Annotated in this window: 21 protein-coding genes; 10 read left to right on the forward strand and 11 right to left on the reverse strand. The window is 65.5% G+C overall.

Going from position 1 to position 18,751, the window contains the following annotated elements; all coding sequences use genetic code 11:
- Nucleotides 1–143 precede the first annotated feature (143 nt).
- From irrA to EPO50_RS07360, 4 genes are all read left to right on the forward strand, one after another.
- Nucleotides 144–551, forward strand: a complete 408-nt coding sequence (gene irrA / locus EPO50_RS07345) for an iron response transcriptional regulator IrrA (protein ID WP_296342489.1) — start codon at nucleotides 144–146, stop codon at nucleotides 549–551.
- A gap of 139 nt (nucleotides 552–690) precedes the next feature.
- Nucleotides 691–1,110 carry a rubrerythrin family protein gene (locus EPO50_RS07350; protein WP_296342491.1) on the forward strand — a complete coding sequence of 140 codons (420 nt, stop codon included), beginning with the start codon at nucleotides 691–693 and terminating at the stop codon, nucleotides 1,108–1,110.
- A 98-nt stretch (nucleotides 1,111–1,208) separates the two neighbouring features.
- The gene (locus EPO50_RS07355; protein ID WP_296342493.1) at nucleotides 1,209–2,567 is read left to right on the forward strand and encodes a heterodisulfide reductase-related iron-sulfur binding cluster; all 1,359 of its coding nucleotides are present in this window, start codon (nucleotides 1,209–1,211) and stop codon (nucleotides 2,565–2,567) included.
- A complete protein-coding gene (locus tag EPO50_RS07360) occupies nucleotides 2,564–3,151 on the forward strand; it encodes a DUF3501 family protein (RefSeq protein WP_296342495.1) in 588 nt (195 codons plus the stop codon). The genes EPO50_RS07355 and EPO50_RS07360 overlap by 4 nt, the downstream gene beginning before the upstream one ends.
- A gap of 10 nt (nucleotides 3,152–3,161) precedes the next feature.
- Here the strand turns inward: EPO50_RS07360 and EPO50_RS07365 are convergent, their stop codons facing one another.
- The 3 genes from EPO50_RS07365 to EPO50_RS07375 all read right to left on the reverse strand — a co-directional run bounded on the left by EPO50_RS07365 (nucleotide 3,162) and on the right by EPO50_RS07375 (nucleotide 6,094).
- The gene (locus tag EPO50_RS07365; protein ID WP_296342497.1) at nucleotides 3,162–4,202 is read right to left on the reverse strand and encodes an energy transducer TonB; all 1,041 of its coding nucleotides are present in this window, start codon (nucleotides 4,200–4,202) and stop codon (nucleotides 3,162–3,164) included.
- A gap of 68 nt (nucleotides 4,203–4,270) precedes the next feature.
- Nucleotides 4,271–5,485 (reverse strand): cell envelope integrity protein TolA, encoded by a 1,215-nt coding sequence (locus EPO50_RS07370; RefSeq protein WP_296342499.1) that lies wholly within the window; start codon nucleotides 5,483–5,485, stop codon nucleotides 4,271–4,273.
- A gap of 63 nt (nucleotides 5,486–5,548) precedes the next feature.
- A complete protein-coding gene (locus EPO50_RS07375) occupies nucleotides 5,549–6,094 on the reverse strand; it encodes an SH3 domain-containing protein (protein ID WP_296342501.1) in 546 nt (181 codons plus the stop codon).
- 164 nt (nucleotides 6,095–6,258) lie between these two features.
- On the opposite strand from EPO50_RS07375, the gene EPO50_RS07380 reads away from it, so the two are divergent.
- Both EPO50_RS07380 and EPO50_RS07385 read left to right on the forward strand, forming a co-directional pair.
- A complete protein-coding gene (locus tag EPO50_RS07380) occupies nucleotides 6,259–7,254 on the forward strand; it encodes a D-glycerate dehydrogenase (RefSeq protein ID WP_296342503.1) in 996 nt (331 codons plus the stop codon).
- A gap of 294 nt (nucleotides 7,255–7,548) precedes the next feature.
- Nucleotides 7,549–8,334, forward strand: a complete 786-nt coding sequence (locus tag EPO50_RS07385; protein WP_296342505.1) for a SapC family protein — start codon at nucleotides 7,549–7,551, stop codon at nucleotides 8,332–8,334.
- Nucleotides 8,335–8,351: 17 nt separating this feature from the next.
- Here the strand turns inward: EPO50_RS07385 and EPO50_RS07390 are convergent, their stop codons facing one another.
- Nucleotides 8,352–9,221: a YihY/virulence factor BrkB family protein gene (locus EPO50_RS07390; protein WP_296342507.1), complete on the reverse strand. Its 870-nt coding sequence runs from the start codon at nucleotides 9,219–9,221 to the stop codon at nucleotides 8,352–8,354.
- A gap of 41 nt (nucleotides 9,222–9,262) precedes the next feature.
- On the reverse strand, nucleotides 9,263–9,649 hold the full coding sequence (locus EPO50_RS07395) for an MAPEG family protein (RefSeq protein ID WP_296342508.1): 387 nt from the start codon (nucleotides 9,647–9,649) through the stop codon (nucleotides 9,263–9,265).
- Nucleotides 9,650–9,738: 89 nt separating this feature from the next.
- On the opposite strand from EPO50_RS07395, the gene msrA reads away from it, so the two are divergent.
- Nucleotides 9,739–10,401: a peptide-methionine (S)-S-oxide reductase MsrA gene (gene msrA / locus EPO50_RS07400; RefSeq protein WP_296342510.1), complete on the forward strand. Its 663-nt coding sequence runs from the start codon at nucleotides 9,739–9,741 to the stop codon at nucleotides 10,399–10,401.
- Nucleotides 10,402–10,430: 29 nt separating this feature from the next.
- Here the strand turns inward: msrA and add are convergent, their stop codons facing one another.
- The 4 genes from add to EPO50_RS07420 are packed head-to-tail and all read right to left on the reverse strand — an operon-like array spanning nucleotide 10,431 to nucleotide 14,723.
- A complete protein-coding gene (gene add / locus EPO50_RS07405; RefSeq protein WP_296342512.1) occupies nucleotides 10,431–11,498 on the reverse strand; it encodes an adenosine deaminase in 1,068 nt (355 codons plus the stop codon).
- Nucleotides 11,499–11,509: 11 nt separating this feature from the next.
- The gene (locus tag EPO50_RS07410; RefSeq protein WP_296342514.1) at nucleotides 11,510–13,093 is read right to left on the reverse strand and encodes an ABC transporter substrate-binding protein; all 1,584 of its coding nucleotides are present in this window, start codon (nucleotides 13,091–13,093) and stop codon (nucleotides 11,510–11,512) included.
- Between the two features lie 51 nt (nucleotides 13,094–13,144).
- The gene (locus EPO50_RS07415; RefSeq protein ID WP_296342515.1) at nucleotides 13,145–14,326 is read right to left on the reverse strand and encodes an aminotransferase class V-fold PLP-dependent enzyme; all 1,182 of its coding nucleotides are present in this window, start codon (nucleotides 14,324–14,326) and stop codon (nucleotides 13,145–13,147) included.
- A gap of 1 nt (nucleotide 14,327) precedes the next feature.
- Nucleotides 14,328–14,723: a carboxymuconolactone decarboxylase family protein gene (locus EPO50_RS07420; protein ID WP_296342517.1), complete on the reverse strand. Its 396-nt coding sequence runs from the start codon at nucleotides 14,721–14,723 to the stop codon at nucleotides 14,328–14,330.
- Nucleotides 14,724–14,739: 16 nt separating this feature from the next.
- On the opposite strand from EPO50_RS07420, the gene EPO50_RS07425 reads away from it, so the two are divergent.
- Both EPO50_RS07425 and EPO50_RS07430 read left to right on the forward strand, forming a co-directional pair.
- Complete coding sequence (locus EPO50_RS07425) at nucleotides 14,740–15,483, forward strand: M48 family metallopeptidase (RefSeq protein ID WP_296342519.1); 744 nt, start codon at nucleotides 14,740–14,742, stop codon at nucleotides 15,481–15,483.
- A gap of 64 nt (nucleotides 15,484–15,547) precedes the next feature.
- The gene (locus tag EPO50_RS07430) at nucleotides 15,548–16,423 is read left to right on the forward strand and encodes an FkbM family methyltransferase (RefSeq protein WP_296342521.1); all 876 of its coding nucleotides are present in this window, start codon (nucleotides 15,548–15,550) and stop codon (nucleotides 16,421–16,423) included.
- 23 nt (nucleotides 16,424–16,446) lie between these two features.
- On the opposite strand, the gene EPO50_RS07435 is transcribed toward EPO50_RS07430, so the two are convergent.
- Both EPO50_RS07435 and EPO50_RS07440 read right to left on the reverse strand, forming a co-directional pair.
- Nucleotides 16,447–16,857, reverse strand: a complete 411-nt coding sequence (locus EPO50_RS07435; protein ID WP_296342523.1) for a GFA family protein — start codon at nucleotides 16,855–16,857, stop codon at nucleotides 16,447–16,449.
- Nucleotides 16,858–16,865: 8 nt separating this feature from the next.
- A complete protein-coding gene (locus EPO50_RS07440; protein WP_296342524.1) occupies nucleotides 16,866–18,110 on the reverse strand; it encodes an FAD-binding oxidoreductase in 1,245 nt (414 codons plus the stop codon).
- Nucleotides 18,111–18,185: 75 nt separating this feature from the next.
- On the opposite strand from EPO50_RS07440, the gene hslV reads away from it, so the two are divergent.
- Nucleotides 18,186–18,749: an ATP-dependent protease subunit HslV gene (hslV, locus tag EPO50_RS07445; protein ID WP_043284295.1), complete on the forward strand. Its 564-nt coding sequence runs from the start codon at nucleotides 18,186–18,188 to the stop codon at nucleotides 18,747–18,749.
- Nucleotides 18,750–18,751 lie beyond the last annotated feature (2 nt).

Below are 18,751 nucleotides of genomic sequence, written 5' to 3' on the forward strand. Positions count from 1 at the left end.
GGGCGTCGGGCGGCAGAATAGGGATGCCGGACGCCCGGCGCAAACCACCCCAAAACGCCCCTTCCGCCTTGTCTTAGGGGGCAAACAGGGTGAACAACAGCCCTTTTCTTGTCCTTTTCTCCTGCTTACATATGATTGCAACGATGTCTGGCAATAGCCTCGACTTCCCCGCCCGCCTCCGTGCGGCCGGCCTGCGCCCGACGCGGCAGCGGGTGGCGTTGGCGCGCGTGCTTTTTGAGGCCGGCCATCGCCATGTCACGGCCGAAAGCCTGCATGCCGAGGTCAAGGCGAGCCGCATGTCGGTATCCCTGGCCACCGTCTACAACGCGCTGAACCAGTTTCGCGATGCCGGCTTGCTGCGCGAAGTGGTGGTGGCGCCCGGCCGGTCCTATTTCGATACCAACACCGGCCACCATCATCACTTCTACATCGAGCCGGATGGCGAACTGCACGACTTCCCCTCGGAGAAGGTGACCATCGCCGGCCTGCCGACACCCCCCAAGGGCACGCGCCTGTCGCGCGTCGACGTGATCGTCCGCGTCCGCCGCTGAACGACGCGTGTCTGTAATCTAAGGCTTGCGAATCGTTTGCAAGTTTTAGAATAGTTCTAATCTTCTTGACGGTATCGCCGCCGGAATCCTAAATCCTCGGTGAGATTGGCGGATGGGCCGATCGCATAGGAGGAAGACCATGGCGAACCTCAAGGGATCCAAGACCGAAGACAATCTGAAGGCCGCCTTCGCGGGCGAGAGCCAGGCGAACCGCCGCTACCTGTACTTCGCTCAAAAGGCCGACGTCGAAGGCTACAACGATGTCGCGGCCGTTTTCCGTTCGACCGCTGAAGGCGAGACCGGCCACGCGCACGGTCATCTCGAGTTCCTCGAGGTGAGCGGCGACCCGGCGACCGGCCTGCCGATCGGCGAGACCACGTCGAACCTCAAGGCCGCGATTGCGGGTGAGACGCACGAGTACACCGACATGTACCCGGGCATGGCGCGCACGGCGCGCGAAGAAGGCTTCGCCGAAATCGCCGACTGGTTCGAAACGCTGGCGAAGGCCGAGAAGAGCCACGCCGGTCGTTTCCAGAAGGCGCTCGACACGATGGCCTGAGCCTTCCGGGCTCTCGAAAGGGGACCCCGCACGGGTCCCCTTTTTCGTCTAGCTTACCGATCAAACCCCGCTACCCGCCGGCAGCAGAGCACCACACCATGCGCGAAGGCAGCCTCGAAGCCCCGATCCGACACGCTCTCGATTGGCAGAACCCCTGGTTCTGGGACGAGAAGGCGCTCGAAAAGGAGATGGAGCGGGTCTTCGATATCTGTCACGGCTGCCGACGCTGCTTCAACCTCTGCGATTCCTTCCCGCGTCTGTTCGACCTGATCGACAACGGTCCGACCGGCGAACTCGACGGCGTGAAGAAGGAGGACTACGCGCAGGTCGAGGAAGCCTGCACGCTCTGCGACATGTGCTTCATGACCAAATGCCCCTACGTGCCGCCGCACGAATGGGCGCTCGACTTTCCGCACCTGATGCTGCGCCATCGCGCGGTCCAGGCGCGCAAGAACGGCGTCGACTTCGTGGCGCGGCAGCTCGCCGACACCGATCGCATGGGCCGGCTCGGCACCTTCACTGCCACGGCGGCGAATTGGGTGACCGACGAGCACAACACGACCATGCGCAAGAGCATGGAAAAGTTCGCGGATATCCATCACGGCGCGCGCCTGCCGCGCTATGCCGGGGAAACCTTCGAAATCCGCGCGCGTCGCGAAGGCGCTGAACTGAACGAAGCCGCACCCGCCTTCGGCAAGCGCAAGGCCGTGCTCTACGCAACCTGCTTCGTGAACTTCAACAATACCGACATCGGTGCCGCCGCGCGTGCGGTGCTGGCGAAGAACGGTGTCGAGACCGAGGTCGTGCATCCCGCCTGCTGCGGCATGCCCAAGCTCGAACTGGGCGACATCGAATCGGTCGCTGCGGCGGCCCACAATGTTTCGGCGGCGCTGCTGCCGTGGGTCGACAAGGGCTACGATATCGTCGCGCTGACGCCGTCCTGTGCGCTGATGCTGAAGTTCGAATGGCCGCTGATCTGTCCCAAGGATCCCGCCATCGAACGCCTGAGCAATGCGACCTTCGACCTCTCCGAATATATCGTCGACATCGCCAAGAAGAACGGGTTGGCGCCGGGCCTCGAACCCCTGGAGGGAGGCGTCAGCGTCCATCTCGCCTGCCATGCGCGGGCACAGAACATGGGCGCCAAGGCGGCCGAAATGCTGCGCCTCATTCCCAAGACACGCGTGGCGGTAATCGAACGCTGCAGCGGCCATGGCGGCATCTGGGGCGCGCGCACCGAGAATTTCGAGACGGCGGTGAAGGTCGGCAAGCCCGCGGCGCAGACCGCCCTCAAGAACGACACCAGCTTCGTTGCTTCGGAATGCCCGCTGGCCGCCGATCATCTCATGCAGGTGATGGAAATCACGGCCGGCGAACAGAAGCCCAAGCCCTCGCGTGCCGATCATCCGATCGAGCTGCTGGCGCGCGCTTACGGTATCGGAAGGCAGGAAGCATGACCCCGCGCAAGATCGATGCCTCGATGATCATCCCGCTGGCGGAGTATGTCGGCCAGCGTGCCGAGCGCCGCAAGCGGATCGCCGAGATCAAGAAGAGCCGCCGGCTCGAGGTCGGGCCGTTCGCGACCTTCTACTTCGAGTCCTACGATACGATGCTGCACCAGGTGCACGAGATGCTCTTCATCGAGAAGGGCGGCGCCGAACAGCTCGTCGACGAACTCGCGGCCTACAATCCATTGATCCCACAGGGCAGCGAGCTAGTCGCTACGGTGATGTTCGAGATCGACGATCCGCTGCGCCGCGCGCGCGTCCTCGCCACGCTCGGTGGCGTCGAGCAGCGTGCGTTCATCCGCATCAACGGCGCGACAGTGCGTGGCGTGGCGGAAGACGATCAGGAGCGCTCGCGTGAAGACGGCAAGGCCTCGGCCGTGCAGTTCATCCGCTTCCCCTTCACTGCTGCCGAGAGCGCCGCCTTCAAGAGCGGTGCGGGCGACGTCGTGGTCGGCTTCGACCATCCCAACTACGGCCACATGGCCGTGATGCCTGAGGCCGTTCGTCAGGCCCTCTCGGCCGACTTCGCCTGACCTTCAAGGTCTATCGCATCCCGTAGTTCATCGGCAGGATCAGCACGATCGGGTCGCCGAGCATGCCGCTCGGCACCGGTGGCAGCGGCATGGCACGGCGGATGGCGGCAAGTTCGGCAGCATCGATGATGGGCCAGCCGCTCGACCGCTCGACTTTGGCGTCGACGAGCTGGCCGTTGCGATTGATCGTGACGCGCGTCACCACGCGGCCCGACTGGCGGTTCTCGCGCGCGCTCGGCGGATAAACGCGGTACGGCTCGATGTGGCGGAACACGCGCGACAGGTAATCGTTGCGCATCCCGCCCTGTCCGGCTGCCAGGTCCGAATTCGAGGCCCCAGCGGCTGACGATGACAACAGGCTGGCGGTCGATTGCTGCTCGCCCACCGATGACGATGAAGACGATGCAGCGGGCGGCGGCGGTGCTGGTCGCGGCGGGGCAGCCGTCTGCGCGCGCTGCACGGGTCGCGGTGGCGGCGCGGCGCGTTGCGGCTTTGGAATGTCGCGCGAGGTCGGCGGCGGTGGCGCTTCTGGCGGTGGCAATGCCTCCTCGAAGGTTACCTGCGGCTTCCACGCCGACGCGTCGGTCTGCCAGGTCGCCTGCGGATCGGCTTCAGCGGGAGGTGACGGTTCCACCGCTTGTGCTGCTTGCTGCTGGGGCTGTTGCGGCTCCCGCTGCGGTTCGGCTTGAGGCGGCTGAGGCTGCGTCGGCGCTGTCTGCGGCGGCGTTGGTGCCGTCGCGGTTTCCATCGTGGGCGTGGAGGTGGAGGCACTGGAGGCCGGCGCGCCCCCGGCGGAGGCCGCGCTGTTCTGGGCTCCCGTGCTCGACCCGCCGAGCGGTTCGGGCTCGACCGAGACCATGATCGGCGTTTCGGCGTGATCGTCGGAGTGCAACGGCGAGATCCACCACAGCGCCGCTGCGATCCCGACATGCAAACCAATCGCCAGGGTGAGCGCCGCCGGCGACATGCGTCCGGATTGCGACACACCGGCGGGCAACGCCCCGCTGGGCAACGCCCCGCCGGGCGAAGGAAGGATGCTGTCGTGGGTCACGGCACCACTTGTTCTACGACCCGTGCGGATCAGGGGCCAGCCGGAACGGCAGCCCTTGTGCGGTCGGCTTAGCGCTGCTCGTTGTAGCGGAAGCTGACCGGCAGCATGAATGTATGGCTGGCGCCGGGAATTTCACCGGGCAACGGCGGATAGGGCGACGCTTTTCGGATCGTCTCCATCACACCGGCATCGAGCGAGGCCAGTCCGCTCGACTTTTCCATGACGACATTCATCAAACGGCCGTCCCGCGCGATGGTTACGCGCGTCAGCACCGTTCCTTCTTCACGGATCGTGTTGGTATTTTTGGGCACGTACGGGAACTGCGCGATGCGGCGCATGACCGACCAGAGATACTGCTCCTGTGCACGCTTGTTGCCGAAGTTATCGGCTGGATTGCGGAAGGTCGGCGCCGGTTCGGCGGCGGCCTGGCGGTCAGCCGGCGCACGCTGTTGCGGCGCCTGGCCGAGCGGCGAGGGCCGCAGGGCCTGCTGCTGTTGCGGCGGCGGGTGCTGGGGAGGCGGATGCTGCACCGGTGGCGGAGGAGGAGGGCGCGTCGCCTGCGGTGCTGGGGGCTTCGGTGCGGGCGGAGGCGCGGGCGCCGGCCGTGGCACCTCGCGCTCGGTGACGGGAGGCGGTGGCGCTTCGAGCGGTGGTAGCGCCGCCTCGAGCGATGGTGGTGGAGGCTGCGGCGCCGGTGTGGGCTCAGGTTGCGGCTGCGGTTGAGCGGCTGCCTGCTGCACCTCCGGCGGCTTGGCCGGCTCTGGCGGTGGCTCCGGCGTCTCCGCCTTGGCGGTCTCTTGTTGAGGGAGGGGCGGCTCTTCCTTCGCCGGCGGCGGCGTTTCAGCCGGTTTCTCGGCTGTCGTCTCGGTTCCCGGCTTGGCCTGGGGATCGGTCGTCGTGCCCACAGGCGGCAGGCCGAGCCGCTGTACCGGTGTGCGCGATTGCTGGGGGGGCTGCTGGGGTGCTTGCTGGGGCGGCTGTTGAGGCGGCGGCTGGACGGCCGCCGTCGGCACCGTCGTGGTAGGGGGCGTGGCTGGTGGCGGTGTCGGCGCAGGCGTGGGGGCCGGTTCTGGTTCAGCGGCGGCCTGCGGCGGTGGCGCAGGCTCCGGCGGCGCATCCATCGTGATGTTGATGGCGTCCTCGAAATGGTCGACCGGCCGCAGCGGCGAGATCCAGAAGAGCGCCATGGCGACCAGCACATGCAGCGTCGTCGTCAGCAGGATCGCCGACGGGGGCATGCGGTCGAAGTGGTGGGCGCGGGTGAAACTTACGTCGTGGGCCACGGCGATGCTCGTTCTACGGTCCGATACGCCTGGCCGCCAGCGCCGTTGCAGTCGCGCGGCAAGCTAGTTGATGGGTTCCGACTTGTAGACGCCCCACATGCCGGTCCGTTCGATCCAGCCACTGACGCCAGACACTTTGACGCGGCACCAATCGCCGGCGCAGGAGCGGATCTCGCCCATCACCTCGGGCTCGAGCCTGGCGATCACCTCCGCCGACGAGGCCGGTGTCTTGTGTACGCTGGCGGCCTTGGTGGCGATGATGAAGCTCCGCTTGCCGGTCAGCAGGCTCTGGTGGACCCAGCCGCTGGCGCCCTGCCAGTCGCGGATTTTCCGCCAGTTCTCGAATTCCGCGACGATTTCGACCGGCATGGCCTTGCGCTTGAAGACCCAGTCGACCGGATAGCGCGAGCCGGGGCCGGTTCGGACGTTGACCTCGTCGGATCGCAGCGACGCGAAGCGCGGAATTGGCAGGCCCGACCCCTTGCGCTGCAGGGCCAGAGGCTTGCTGCCTGCCTGGGCTGAGGCCGTCGAAGCGGAAAGGAAGGAGGCCCCAGCCCCTGCCAGGGCAACGGACAGCAGGCAAACCAGGAGCGGCAATCGACTTCCCATCGACGCCTATATACCTGAAATCTTCATATCGATCGACAAGTACCTGAAAAAGCGCGCTTTTCCGCCGCGCACGCCCAGAAAGCCGCCTGCTGGACAAAACGCGCGAGGAATTGCTAATCGGGCTATCGTCTTCTCCCGCGCGAGCCTCCGGTCCCCATCTGCCTATGCCGTCCAGTTCCAACAAGAAACCGCTGGTGATCGTCACCCGGAAGCTGCCCGACGCCATCGAGACGCGGCTGATGGAGCTTTTCGAGACGCGCCTCAATGCCGACGACAAGCCGCTCACAGCTGCCCAGCTCATTGAGGCGGTAAAGGCCGCGGATGTGCTGGTGCCGACGGTGACCGATCGCATCGACAGCCGCATACTCTCGCAAGCCGGCCCGAAGCTGAAGCTGATCGCCTCGTTCGGCACCGGCGTCGACCATATCGATCTCGACACGGCACGGCAGCGCGGCATCACCGTCACCAACACGCCGGGTGTGCTGACCGAAGACACTGCCGACATGTCGATGGCGTTGGTGCTGGCCACCGCGCGACGCATGGGCGAGGGCGAGCGTCTGGTGCGCGAGGGCAAGTGGGCGGGCTGGAGCCCGACCTCGATGCTGGGCGCACGGCTGCAGGGCAAGCGCATGGGCATCGTCGGCATGGGCCGTATCGGCCAGGCGCTGGCGCGTCGCGCGCGCGGCTTCGGGCTCGCGATCCACTATCACAACCGCAAGCGTGTCCACGGCGAGATCGAGCGCGAGCTCGAGGCGACCTACTGGGAAAGCCTCGATCAGATGCTGGCGCGCATGGACATCGTCTCGGTGAACTGCCCGCACACGCCGGCGACCTTCCACCTCCTGTCGGCGCGCCGCCTCAAGCTGATGAAGCCCACGGCTATCATCGTGAACACTGCGCGCGGCGAAGTGATCGACGAGAACACCATGGTGCGCATGCTGAGGGCAGGCGAGCTGGCGGGCGCCGGCCTCGACGTCTACGAGCACGAGCCGCAGGTCAATCCCAAGCTGCTCGAACTCGACCGTGTCGTGCTGCTGCCGCACATGGGCTCGGCTACGCTCGAAGGCCGCATCGAGATGGGCGAGAAGGTGCTGATCAACATCAAGACCTTCGCCGACGGCCACAAGCCGCCGGACCGCGTGCTGGCGACGATGTTCTGATCTCCTGCTGCTGTCCTGACCAGCAGCCACGTGCCGACTTTTTCTGGGTGGATTCCCACGCGAGGCCATCACCTGCCGCTGCCGCAGGGGATGCTAACTCTCTGAAATACGATCCCTTTGGCGGCATTCAACGATGCCGTGCGGCGGCTGGCCCGGGATCGTCGGCTTTCCCGATTCCCTTGACAGGCATCGTCCCGGACTCGCAACTATCGGTTCTTCGTCCGCCGCCGGTTCGCGACAAGTGCGCGAGCCTGGTCCGTTCGAACACCTACCATTCCGAGCCCGCGAGGACCGATGACCACCGCCGCTTCCCCGACTGCCGCTGCCGCCGGCCTGCCGCTCTTCTACCGCACGCCCGTCGTGCTGCGCTTCGAGGATCACCGTCGCGCCGGCCTCGGCAGGGCTCAGGAATTCAGCTTCACGCGCGAAGCCACCGCCGTGCCGCTCATGATCGGCGAGTTCATGCCGGCGCTGCGTCACTATCCGATCGTCTTCGCCGATGCCGAACGGCCGGTGCCGCTGGCGGTGCTGGGCCTGAAGCAGGGGCGCAACCTGTTCCTGGAGGACGATGGCTCCTGGCGCGCGGGCTACTATGTGCCGGCCTACGTGCGCCGCTATCCCTTCATCATCACCGAGACGCCCGATCCCAACACGCGGCTGCTCAGCATCGACTCAGCCTCCGAGCGGTTCATCGAGACGCTGGGCGAGGACGCCGCCGGCGATCTGCTGTTCGAGAGCGGCGGCGGGCCGACCCAGGCGACGCGCGCGGCCATGGAGTTCTGCCAGGCCATGCACGAAGACCATCTCCGCACCGTCGCCTTCGCCGACGCGCTGCGTGGGGCGAATCTCCTGACCTCCAACCGGGCCGAAATCACCTTCCCGGATGGCGAGCGCTATACGCTCGACGGCTTCCTCACGATCGACGAGAAGGCCTATCGCGCCCTGGCAGCCGACAAGCTTGCCGAGTTGCACAAGGCGGGCTGGCTCGATCTCGTCTCGCTGCATCTCGCCTCGCAGCGTAACTGGGAGGTTCTGCTCGACCTCAACGCCAAGGCCACGCCGCAGGGCGCCAAGAACTGACCGCAACGGAGCGAGGGCTAGAGATCGCCCTCGACCATTTCGCGCGCGCGATTTTCGATCAACACATCGCGCGTCGCGCGGCCGACCTGGGCGCCGATCAGGATCGTGAGCGAGGTCCAGTACATCCAGACCATGATGGCGGCAAAACCCGCCGTGGCGCCGAAGGCCGAGGTGAGCTGCGTCACCTCGAAATAGTAAACCAGGGCGCGGTTGCCGGCGGCGAACAACAGCGCGTTCACGGCGCCGCCGATCAGCGCGTATCGCCACGGAACGCTGCCGGTCGGCAGCCACTTGTAGATCAGCGTGAAGAAGCCGGCGAGCAGCCCATAGTGCACCGTGGTCGAGAAGGCCGGGCCGATCCATTCGCCCAGGATCGGAAACCGTTGCAATGCGCCGGCATAGGCCGAGACCAGAACGCTGGCCAGGATGACCGCGATCAGCACCACGCCCAGCACCACCATCAGCGCCAATGCCAGCAACCGCGACTGCAGGCTGGCCAGCACGGGATGCAGAGCCCTGGCTTTGGTATCTCGCCAGATGGCGTCGATACCGTCGTCCAGCTCCACGAAGACACGCGTGCCCGTGTAGAGCAGCACCACGGCGCCGACGATTGCGGCGAGGCCGCCGCCCTTGAACAGATCTTCCGAGGCGAAGCGGCGGATGCTCTGAAGCTGCTCGGGCGCTACGACGGTGCTGAGTGCACTGAAGATCGCTTCCTGCGCCATCAACCGGCCGACGATCGGCTCGGCAATAGCGATGACGAAGATCATGATCGGGCCCAGCGCGAACATCGTGTAGAACGCCATGGCCGCGGCTGAAGTCGAGAGCCGGTTGGTGAAGTAGCCCTCACCGGCCTCGTAGGCGATACGCCAGATCGTGTTGAGCATGATCGCCGTTCGACTCCGCCCGTCGTTCGCCGCCCAGCGCCTCAGTATTGCTTCAGGCCGAGACCTGCCAACGCCAGCAACACCGAAGCGACGCCCAAGGTCGCAGTGGTGACCATCGCACCGACCGCCCGGCCGTATGGAATGAAGCCCAGCATGCCGCCGGCATGCAGGGCACGCGCCGCCAGCAGCACGACCGACAGGATCGCCACGATGCGAAAACCGTAGAAGTCGCTGGCCATGTAGATCACGAGCAAGGTGAACGGCACGATCTCCAACAGGTTGCCCTGCGCGCGGATCGCGGCCTGCATCTCGGCATCGCCGCCATCGCCCAGCGAGATCTTCTTGCGCCCGCGCATCAGGCCGACATTGATGGTGAGGACCACCGCCAGGAGGCCGAGCAGGCCGGCGCAGACGAAAAACACGGGCATCGGAAGCCTCTCCCCCTCGATTCGGCGGCATTGTATGGCCATATTGATGACAGGCAAATTGAGTGGGTGACAGCAAGAGGAGCCGCGCCATGTGGCAGATTTTGCGCAAGAAGACCGAGATGCCGACGGCTGACCGGGCCCTGCCGGGTCGCGCGTCACGTCCGTTCGAGGTGCCGGCCGAGCACTACGTCAACGGCAACAGGATCCAGCCGCCGTTTCCCGCCGGCCTCGAACAGGCGATGTTCGGCCTGGGCTGCTTCTGGGGAGCGGAGCGGAAATTCTGGGAAGCGCCAGGCGTCTACGCCACGGCCGTCGGCTATGCCGCGGGTCCGACGCCCAACCCGACCTACGAGGAAGTCTGCTCAGGCTATACCGGCCACAACGAAGTGGTGATGGTCTGGTTCGATCCGACCAAGACCTCCTATGACGCGCTGCTGCGCGTCTTCTGGGAAAGCCACGATCCGACCCAGGGCATGCGCCAGGGCAACGATGTCGGCACGCAATATCGCTCGGGCATCTACACCTGTTCGCCCGAGCAGAAAGCCCAAGCCGAAGCCTCGCGGACGCTGTTCCAGAAGGAGCTCGCCAAGAAAGGCTACGGCGCCATCACGACCGAGATCCTCGAGGCGCCGGTCTTCTACTACGCCGAGGACTATCACCAGCAGTATCTCGCCAAGAATCCGGGCGGCTACTGCGGTCTCGGCGGCACCGGCGTTTCCTGCCCCATCGGGCTTGGTGTCGCGGCGGAGTAGCCGCCAGATTCACACCAGGCTCGCGCCGGCTACACGGGCGGTGCGGCCGTCTCGTAGCCGAACTCCTTGTCGAGGGCGGCGATCTCCTTGCGGAAAGCCATCCTGAGAGCGGCCTTGTCGCTCTCATGCAGCCACGAGCCTTCGACCGAGTTCAGACTGAATTTGCGGGCCATGTCCGGTCCCCAGCCGACCGACTCGAACAGGGTCGTGAAGCCGTGGCCGAGATTGGTCCCGAACATTGCCGGGTCGTCGGTGTTGATCGTAACGTTGAGGCCGGCCTCTGCCATGCGCCGGATACGCTGCGGCCGGTGGGGCCGGTTGTGCAGCAGGCTCGTCCAGGCGCAGGGCGTGAAGTAGAGCCCGTCGCGCCGTGCTTCGGCCATCACGAAGTCCGACGCCAGCATGTTGTAGCCGTGATCAATGCGGTCGCACCTCAGCACGTCGCGGCAGATCAGGTAGTTCGTGGGCGGCGCCTGCAGCGGCGTCAGATAGTCTTCGCAACAATGCGCCGTGCATTTCAGGCCGCCCTTCTTCGCGAGCGCATAAGCCTCGGCATAGAGTGCGGGAGGCCCGACACTTTCGTTGCCATCGAGCCCGATACCCACCACGAGTTCGTGGCGGTGCGCGAGTGCCGTCTCGACGATCTCGACTGCCTGGGCGCCGTTGTTGAGCGAGCGGTCGATGCAGCAGATGAGCAGGCCGGTCACGCCGAAGCGCTCCTTGGCCTGACGGAGGCCCTCCACCATCCCGGCGACTTGAGAGGGGTAGTCGATGCCGTTGGGGTAGAAGTAGTCCGGGTTGAAGAAGAACTCGACGTGCTTGAGGTTGCCGTCCCGCACGGCGTCCTCGATGTATTCGTAGACTGCCCGCGTGAAATCGGCAGGGGTGCGCAACACCGCGGCAGCGATGCGCAGGATCTCCAGGAACCCGTCGAAGTCGGGCCATTGGTAGAGTGTTTCTGCCGGCCGGGGCAGGGTCATTCCATACCGCTTCGCCAGCTCGGCGACCGTGGTGGCCCGGATCGTGCCGGCCAGGTGGCAATGCAGTTCGGCCTTGGGAATGCGCCGCAGATAATCGTCGGCAACGGCTTTCGCCATGACGGGAATCCTTACTTCTTCTCGATGTTGTAGAGCAGCATCACCGGCGACTTCAGCACGCCGTCGAGGCTGTTGCGCCAGGCCGACGGTGTCGTGAACTGCGACAGCGGCAGGTAGAGCACCTGCTCGTAGGCGCGGACCTGGATCTCGGTGGCGATGGCCTTGCGCGCAGCTTCGTCGGGTGCGGTCGCAAACTTCAGGCGCAGCTCGTCGGTCTTGGGATCGGTCGGCCAGCCCCAGGCGGCGGCCGGCGGACCGGACGCCACCAGGAACGGATTGCTGAGCGGATTGCCCTGGTCGGGCACGGAGTTGGTGGTGTGGGCGAGGTTCCAGCCACCCTGCGCGACGGGGCCGGTGTTGAGCCGGCGTGTGGCGAAGGTCTGGAAATCCATGGACACCATGTCGACCTTGAAGCCGAGATCGACCAGCACCTGACGCGTCACGTTGCCCAGCGCGGCGATGCCCGGCGCGTTGGCGACGTGCAGCATCACCAGCGGCTTGGACATATCGACATTGGCCTCCTTGAGGAGCGCCTTGGCGCCGGCGACGTCGCGCGCCGGAATGCCGTCCTTGCTTTCGTACGGCATGCCACAGCCGAAGATCGCCGCGCAGTCGGTGGCGAACTGCGGATCGCCCGCCACAACAGCCGCGTACATCGACCGGTCGATCGCCTTGGCGATGGCCTGCCGCACCTTCACGTTGTCGAACGGCGGCTGCAGGTGGTTCATGCGCATGATGGCCTGGAAGCCATACTTGCTCACCACTTCGGCCTTGGCGCCCGACTTGGCGTCGAACAACGGCAGCAGGTCGGCCGGCACGCGCTCGAGATAATCGACTTCGCCGCGGATCAGGGCGCTCACCTGGGTCTGTGCGTCGGGCATGCCCAGCATCTCGACCTTGTCCAACTTGGCGATCTTGGCGCCGGAGGCCCAGTTGGGTGGCTCGCTGCGCGGCTTGTAGTCGGCAAACTTCTCCAGGACGATCTTCACGCCGGGCTCATGCAGGTCGGCGCGGAACTTGTAGGGTCCGGAGCCGATGATCTCCTTCACCTGCTCGCTGCCCGGCGTCTTGGCGATGCGCTCCGGCATCATGAAAGGCACCGGTGCGCCGATCTTGCCGAGACTGTCCAGCACCAGACCATAGGGCTCCCGCAGCACCAGCTTGATCGTGTTGGCGTCCGTGGCTTCCAGCGATGTCATGAACTTCGCCAGGGTCTGGCCTATGCTGTCGCGCGATGCCCAGCGCTGGATCGAGGCGACGCAATCGCCCGCCGTCACCGGCTGGCCGTCATGCCATTTGAGGCCGGGCCGCAGCACGAACGTGTAGGTGAGCTTGTCGGGGCTGACCGTATAGCTGCCGACCATTTGGGGCTGCGGTTCGAACTTGTCGTTCATCGCGAACAACGTGTCGTAGATCAGGTAGCCAAGGTCGCGAGTCGTGAACGACGTCGTGAAATGCGGATCGAGCACGCGGCTCAGCGTTTCGGGCGCCACGCGCAAGGTCGATTGCGTCTGACCGGCCGCGCCGAACGGCACGGCAGCCGACAACGCCATGGCGGCTACCGCCGCCAGCGTCCATGTGTGACGAACGGTCATCGAGTTTCCCTTCCCCAAAATCAACGCCGCTGCAGCAAACCCCATGCCACGCTAGCGTCGGATCAAAGAGTCGAGCGCGGCGGCAAACCGGTCAAGCTCGTCTTCCGTATTATAGACATGCACCGAGGCGCGCATGACATCGCGTAAGCCACGGCCCTTGAGATCAAGACGCGAGGAAAACTGCGTCGATACCGACACGTTGATGCCCTGGCCGCGCAGCGCCGCCTTGAGCGTCGTGTGATCGGCGTCCTTGACCGCGAAGGTCACGATGGCGCCCTTCACCACGCCGAGGTCCGTGAGCGTCACGCCGTCGAGCTTCGCCAGGCGGGCGCGCAGGCCATCGGCCAACGCGCGCAGACGCGCCCATACGGCCTCCATGCCGAGTTCGTTGGCCTGGTCGGCCGCGACCTTGAGGCCGATGACACCGGCGAAGTAGCGCTCCCAATTCTCGAAGCGCTTGGCGTCGCCGAGCACGGTGTACTCTTGGTCGCCAGTCCAGCGGGCAGCGTGGTTGTCGAGGAAGATCGGTTCGATCTGCGAAGTGCTGCGGGTGCGGGCGTAGAGGAAGCCCGTGCCGCGCGGGCCGCGCATGTATTTGCGGCCGGTGGCGGAGAGGAAGTCGCAGCCGATCTTCTTGACGTCGATGGGCATCATCCCGACCGACTGGCACGCATCCAGCAGGTAGAGGACGCCGGCATCGTTCACGATCTTGCCGACCGCTTCGGCCGGCTGCACGAGCCCGCCCTGGGTCGGGATATGTGAGATGGAGACGAGCTTCGTGCGCTTGTCGATGGCGCGCTCCAGGGCGGCGAGGTCGATCTGGCCGTGCTTGTCGTCGGGTACCACGACGATCTCGGCGCCGGTCTTCTTCGCCACCTGCAGGTAGGAGATGTAGTTCGAAGAATACTCGCTGACGCAGGTCAGGATGCGATCGCCCGGCTTGAAGTCGAGTGAATAGAAGGCGAGATCCCAGGCGCGCGTCGCATTCTCGATGAAGCCGATCTCGCCGGCTTCGGCGCCGATCAGGCGCGCGATGGACGGGTAAAAGCCATCCAGCGTGTCCCGGGCCTGGTCCGCGGCCTCGTAACCGCCGATCTCGGCTTCGAGCTTCAGGTGATCGAGCGTCGCGTCGAGCGTGCGCTTGCTCGGCAGGGACGAGCCGGCGGCATTGAGGTGCAGGACGCGGGCACAGCCCGGCGTCTCGGCGCGAATGCGGGCAAGATCGAGGCTCATGTCAAAACTTCCCCTGTTCCTTCAGCACTTCCTCGGCGACCCGCAGGGCGTCGATGGCGGCCGGGAAACCGCAATAGGCGATCGCGTGGGTGAAGATCTCGCGGAGCTCGGTCTTACTGCAGCCGTTGTTCAGGGCACCCACGAGGTGGATCTTGAGTTCATGCGGGCGGTTGAGGGCGCAGAGCATGGCCACGGTGATCATGCTGCGCTGCTTCTTGTCGAGACCGTCGCGGGTCCAGAGGGAGGCGTAGGCGAACTCCTCGGAGAAGGCGCGGACGGGAGCCCAGAAATCGTTGTTGGTCGCATCGCGCCGCGCGAGATAGGATTCGCCCAGCACCTCGGCCAGTACCTTGCGTCCGGCGTCGCTCAGCGTCTTGTGCGCCTGTTGTTCGCTCATCCTCTTTCCCTCCTCGATGTCATCCTGGTTCAGTCGTCTCCTGCCTAAAACGCTGCCCGAGCCCGAGCAACTGACCATTGCTCATGCCGGAGATACGCTGCCCGTCACCTTCGTGCGCAACGCCCGGGCGCGGCGCGCGTCGCTGCGTGTCGATCCGGCCAATCGGCGTATCGTGCTGACGGCGCCGCTGCGCATGGCCCGCGGCACGGCGGTGGACTTCGCCGAGGCACAGGCCGGCTGGATTGCTGCCCGACTCGATCGCCTGCCGGAGCGGCGGCCGTTCTGCGATGGCGCCGAAGTGCCGCTGTTCGGCGTGCCGCATGTGATCCGCCACCGCGCCGGCCAGCGCGGCACCGTCTGGCGGGAAGGTGCGGAAATCCATGTAGCCGGCAGGCCGGAACATCTGCCGCGCCGCGTGCGCGACTGGCTGATGGCGGAGCTCAAGGCGCGGCTGGTGCCGCTGGTCCATGCCAAGGCGCAGCGGGTCGAGCGGCCGGTGAAGCGCATCACCTTGCGCGACAGCCGTTCGCGCTGGGGGAGCTGCGGGCCGAATGCCGCGATGTCCTTCTCCTGGCGGCTGGTCTTCGCGCCGCCGGAGGTGCTCGATTATCTGGTGGCGCACGAGGTCGCCCATCTCGTGCACCTGAACCATGGGCCACGCTTCTGGGAACTGGCTCGAGCCCTCTGCGACAGTCCCATCGAGGGGCCGCAGACCTGGCTCAAGAAGAACGGCGAGACCTTGCTCCAGTATGGGGCTTAGGGGAGCGTCCGGCGTGTTTGGTCCAGTCGAGTCCGGAGGGGCTCTGGGCTAGGATGCGAGGACGATGAATTCGCTCCTGGCGATCGCCCATTCGATCGGTGCCCATCCGCTCACCCGCGACGCCCAGCTCGGTGCCTGGGCAAGGTTCGCCACATGGCAAGTCAGGAGCCGTCTCAACCGGGAAGTGGTCATGCCCTGGATCGGCGGCCAGAGGCTGATCGTTCGCCGGGGAATGACCGGCGCGACAGGCAATCTGTACTTTGGCCTGCACGAGTTCATGAGCATGGGGTTCGTCCTGCATTTTCTGCGGGAAGGCGACCTCTTCCTCGATGCCGGCGCCAATATCGGCTCCTACACCTTGCTGGCCTCCGGCATCTGCCGCGCCACGACGCTGGCGATCGAGGCCGATGCCGAAACCAGCCATGATCTCGCACGGAATATCGAGATCAACGGACTGGCGAGCTTGGCGAAAGTTCTGACCGTGGCGTTGGGACCGAGCGATGGAGAAGCCTTCTTCACGACCGGGCATGGCGCCATGAACCAGGTCGTTTCGACATCGGGCGAGAATGTCCGCGTCGTTCCGCAAAGATCGCTCGACAGTATTGTCGGAGACGATGAACCCGCGATGCTCAAGCTGGATGTCGAGGGCTTCGAAGAGCAGGTGTTGAGCGGTGCGCCGCGCCTGCTGAAGAAGCCGGGTTTCAAGGCGATCCTGTTGGAAGGGACGTCGCCCCAAACCCTGAAGCTCTTCCAGACGCACGGCTTCGAGCGGGCGTTCTACGATCCGTTCACGCGCCTGCTGCAGCGTGCGCCCAATGAGCTGGCCTTCTCCAACGGCCAATGGACGCTTTCCAACGAGTTTTTCGTCAAGGATTGGGATTTCGTCGAGAATCGCGTGGCGACCGCCAAACCTGTAACGATCTTCGGCCGGAAGATTTAGCACCCGCAACCCGGTGAGCGGCGTCAGCCGGAACCAGCAGGCGTCGGCATGTGTTCGTCGTACTGCGGCAGGTCATCGGTGATGGTGAACCACGGCGCCTTGGAGCCGACGAAGATATGCGCGGTCGGCCGGATGGCAGGGGCATCGACCAGCGTGCCCATGGTTACATGAACATACATGCCGTCGCGAACGACTGAATAGAGAAGCGAGCCGCAGACCTTGCAATGCGCGTCGTGGGTCTTCTCCTTGCCGAAGATCAGGAGCTTGTCGCAGCCTTCGGTGACCGCGAACTTGTCGCGCGTGATGCCGGCGAAAGGCTTGAACGCGGAGCCTGTCGTGCGCCGGCAGTTGGAGCAGTGGCAGTTCAGCGCGTAGGTGAAGGCATCGGCCACGGCATACTGCACAGCACCGCAAAAGCATTTCCCAGCAAGCATGCGCGTCGTCACCCAAAACGACCCGGATCACAGGCTTTCAGCGCGTCGGGCAGTTCCTCGCCCTCCATCTGACGGGCGATCAGCCGACCGGTTGCGGTCGCCAGTGTCAGGCCGAGATGTTGATGGCCATAGCCGCAATAGACATTGGCGAGACGCGGCGCGCGGCCGATGGCCGGGCGATAGTCGGGCAGGGTTGGGCGCTCGCCGATCCAGCGGCTGCGTTCCTCACCGCCGACACCGGGGAAGATCGCCTTGAGATGCTTGATCAGCAGATCAGCGCGATGCCAGGAGGGCGGCTGGTGCGGGGCGGCAAGCTCGACCGTGCCCGCGAGACGCAAGCCCTCGTCCATGGGCGTGAAGAAGAGGCCGCGATCGGGCGGGCTGACCGGCAGATCGAAGCGCACATTGTCGGGCGCCAGCATCACGTGATAGCCGCGTTCAGCGACCAGCGGCGCATTGAAGCCGAGCAGCCGCGTCAACTCGCCCGAGGCACGGCCGGCGGTGATCATGACGGCCTTTGCGGGCAGTTCGGCGTCGGTGAGCTGGACGGCCGTCACGCGATCGCCGTCGCGGCGAAATCCGCGTACCCGACCACGCATCACGGTGCCGCCTTCGGCCGCGAAGCGTTCCGCCAGGGTTGCCACGACCTGGTAGGGGTTCACCGTATGACTGCCACGTGGATAGTAGATGCCGCGCACGATGTGCGGGCTAAGGCCCGGCGCCAGTTCGCGCGCACGGTTGCCGTCAACGATCTCGAACTCCGTACCCTTGCCGGCCTGCAGGCCGCGCATCTCGTCGGTGCCCTGGAACGAGGCCTCGCTTTCGTAGACATAGAGCGCGCCCTTGGTCCGGAAGAGTTCACCGAGACCCGAGGCCTGGATCTCCGCCTTCCAGGCAATATCGGCCTCCAGCATCAGCGGCTTGAAGGCAGCCTTGCCCTTGTCGACCTCTGCGGTGCTGAGCGCCGCCAGGGCGAAACGCGCCATCCAGGGCAGCAAGGTCGGGATGCTCGGCCGGTGCAAAGTGAGGGGGCCGTCACGGTCCATCAGCATCTGCGGCACCTTCTTCAGGGTCGCAGGTCTGGCCAGCGGAATGAGGCTGTCGAGTGACAGGAAGCCGGCATTGCCGAAGGACGTCGCCTTGCCGGGCTCGGCGCTGTCCAGGAGGGTGACGCTATGGCCGGCGCGTTGCAGGGCGCGGGCGGTGGCGGTGCCGACGATGCCGGCGCCAATGACGATGACGGGGTCGCTCATGGGCTGACGTTAGCACGGCCTCTGCGGGCATAGATGCGCGATTGATTTGTGCCCCCAAATGCCTATTTAGGGCGCATGTCTTCCGCACAATCAGACAGTTCCGCCGGTCCGGGCTGGCATGCCACGACCATCCTTTCGGTGCGCAAGGGCGATCAGGTCGTCATGGCCGGCGACGGCCAGGTGTCGATGGGCCAGACCATCGTCAAGGGCAACGCCCGCAAGGTCCGCCGCATCGGCAATGGCCAGATCGTCGCTGGCTTCGCCGGTGCTACGGCTGATGCCTTCACCCTGTTCGAGCGGCTGGAAACCAAGCTGGAGCGCCATCCCGGCCAGCTCCTGCGCGCCTGCATCGAACTCGCCAAGGACTGGCGCACCGACCGCTATCTGCGTCGTCTCGAGGCGATGATGGCGGTGGCCGACAAGGATGTGTCGCTGCTGCTGTCGGGGACCGGCGATGTACTGGAGCCGGAAGGTGGCATCATCGCCATCGGCTCGGGTGGCAATTATGCGCTTTCCGCGGCGCGCGCCCTGATCGATGTCGACGGCATGGATGCCGAAGCGATCGCGCGCAAGTCGATGAAGATCGCCGCCGACATCTGCGTCTACACCAACCACAATCTGGTCATCGAGAAGCTCTAAAA

It is taken from the genome of Reyranella sp. (assembly GCF_004297405.1).
GTDB lineage: Bacteria > Pseudomonadota > Alphaproteobacteria > Reyranellales > Reyranellaceae > Reyranella.

What these genes read in the sequence shown, in the direction of transcription:
- EPO50_RS07390 (WP_296342507.1), bottom strand. Translation starts at nt 9,221, where the DNA reads ATGCTCAACACGATCTGGCGTATCGCCTACGAGGCCGGTGAGGGCTAC.
- EPO50_RS07415 (WP_296342515.1), bottom strand. Translation starts at nt 14,326, where the DNA reads ATGAGCCTCGATCTTGCCCGCATTCGCGCCGAGACGCCGGGCTGTGCC.
- EPO50_RS07375 (WP_296342501.1), bottom strand. Translation starts at nt 6,094, where the DNA reads ATGGGAAGTCGATTGCCGCTCCTGGTTTGCCTGCTGTCCGTTGCCCTG.
- hslV (WP_043284295.1), top strand. Translation starts at nt 18,186, where the DNA reads ATGTCTTCCGCACAATCAGACAGTTCCGCCGGTCCGGGCTGGCATGCC.
- EPO50_RS07380 (WP_296342503.1), top strand. Translation starts at nt 6,259, where the DNA reads ATGCCGTCCAGTTCCAACAAGAAACCGCTGGTGATCGTCACCCGGAAG.
- EPO50_RS07355 (WP_296342493.1), top strand. Translation starts at nt 1,209, where the DNA reads ATGCGCGAAGGCAGCCTCGAAGCCCCGATCCGACACGCTCTCGATTGG.
- EPO50_RS07420 (WP_296342517.1), bottom strand. Translation starts at nt 14,723, where the DNA reads ATGAGCGAACAACAGGCGCACAAGACGCTGAGCGACGCCGGACGCAAG.
- msrA (WP_296342510.1), top strand. Translation starts at nt 9,739, where the DNA reads ATGTGGCAGATTTTGCGCAAGAAGACCGAGATGCCGACGGCTGACCGG.
- add (WP_296342512.1), bottom strand. Translation starts at nt 11,498, where the DNA reads ATGGCGAAAGCCGTTGCCGACGATTATCTGCGGCGCATTCCCAAGGCC.
- EPO50_RS07435 (WP_296342523.1), bottom strand. Translation starts at nt 16,857, where the DNA reads ATGCTTGCTGGGAAATGCTTTTGCGGTGCTGTGCAGTATGCCGTGGCC.
- EPO50_RS07440 (WP_296342524.1), bottom strand. Translation starts at nt 18,110, where the DNA reads ATGAGCGACCCCGTCATCGTCATTGGCGCCGGCATCGTCGGCACCGCC.
- EPO50_RS07425 (WP_296342519.1), top strand. Translation starts at nt 14,740, where the DNA reads ATGTCATCCTGGTTCAGTCGTCTCCTGCCTAAAACGCTGCCCGAGCCC.
- EPO50_RS07350 (WP_296342491.1), top strand. Translation starts at nt 691, where the DNA reads ATGGCGAACCTCAAGGGATCCAAGACCGAAGACAATCTGAAGGCCGCC.
- EPO50_RS07410 (WP_296342514.1), bottom strand. Translation starts at nt 13,093, where the DNA reads ATGACCGTTCGTCACACATGGACGCTGGCGGCGGTAGCCGCCATGGCG.
- EPO50_RS07385 (WP_296342505.1), top strand. Translation starts at nt 7,549, where the DNA reads ATGACCACCGCCGCTTCCCCGACTGCCGCTGCCGCCGGCCTGCCGCTC.
- EPO50_RS07360 (WP_296342495.1), top strand. Translation starts at nt 2,564, where the DNA reads ATGACCCCGCGCAAGATCGATGCCTCGATGATCATCCCGCTGGCGGAG.
- irrA (WP_296342489.1), top strand. Translation starts at nt 144, where the DNA reads ATGTCTGGCAATAGCCTCGACTTCCCCGCCCGCCTCCGTGCGGCCGGC.
- EPO50_RS07395 (WP_296342508.1), bottom strand. Translation starts at nt 9,649, where the DNA reads ATGCCCGTGTTTTTCGTCTGCGCCGGCCTGCTCGGCCTCCTGGCGGTG.
- EPO50_RS07430 (WP_296342521.1), top strand. Translation starts at nt 15,548, where the DNA reads ATGAATTCGCTCCTGGCGATCGCCCATTCGATCGGTGCCCATCCGCTC.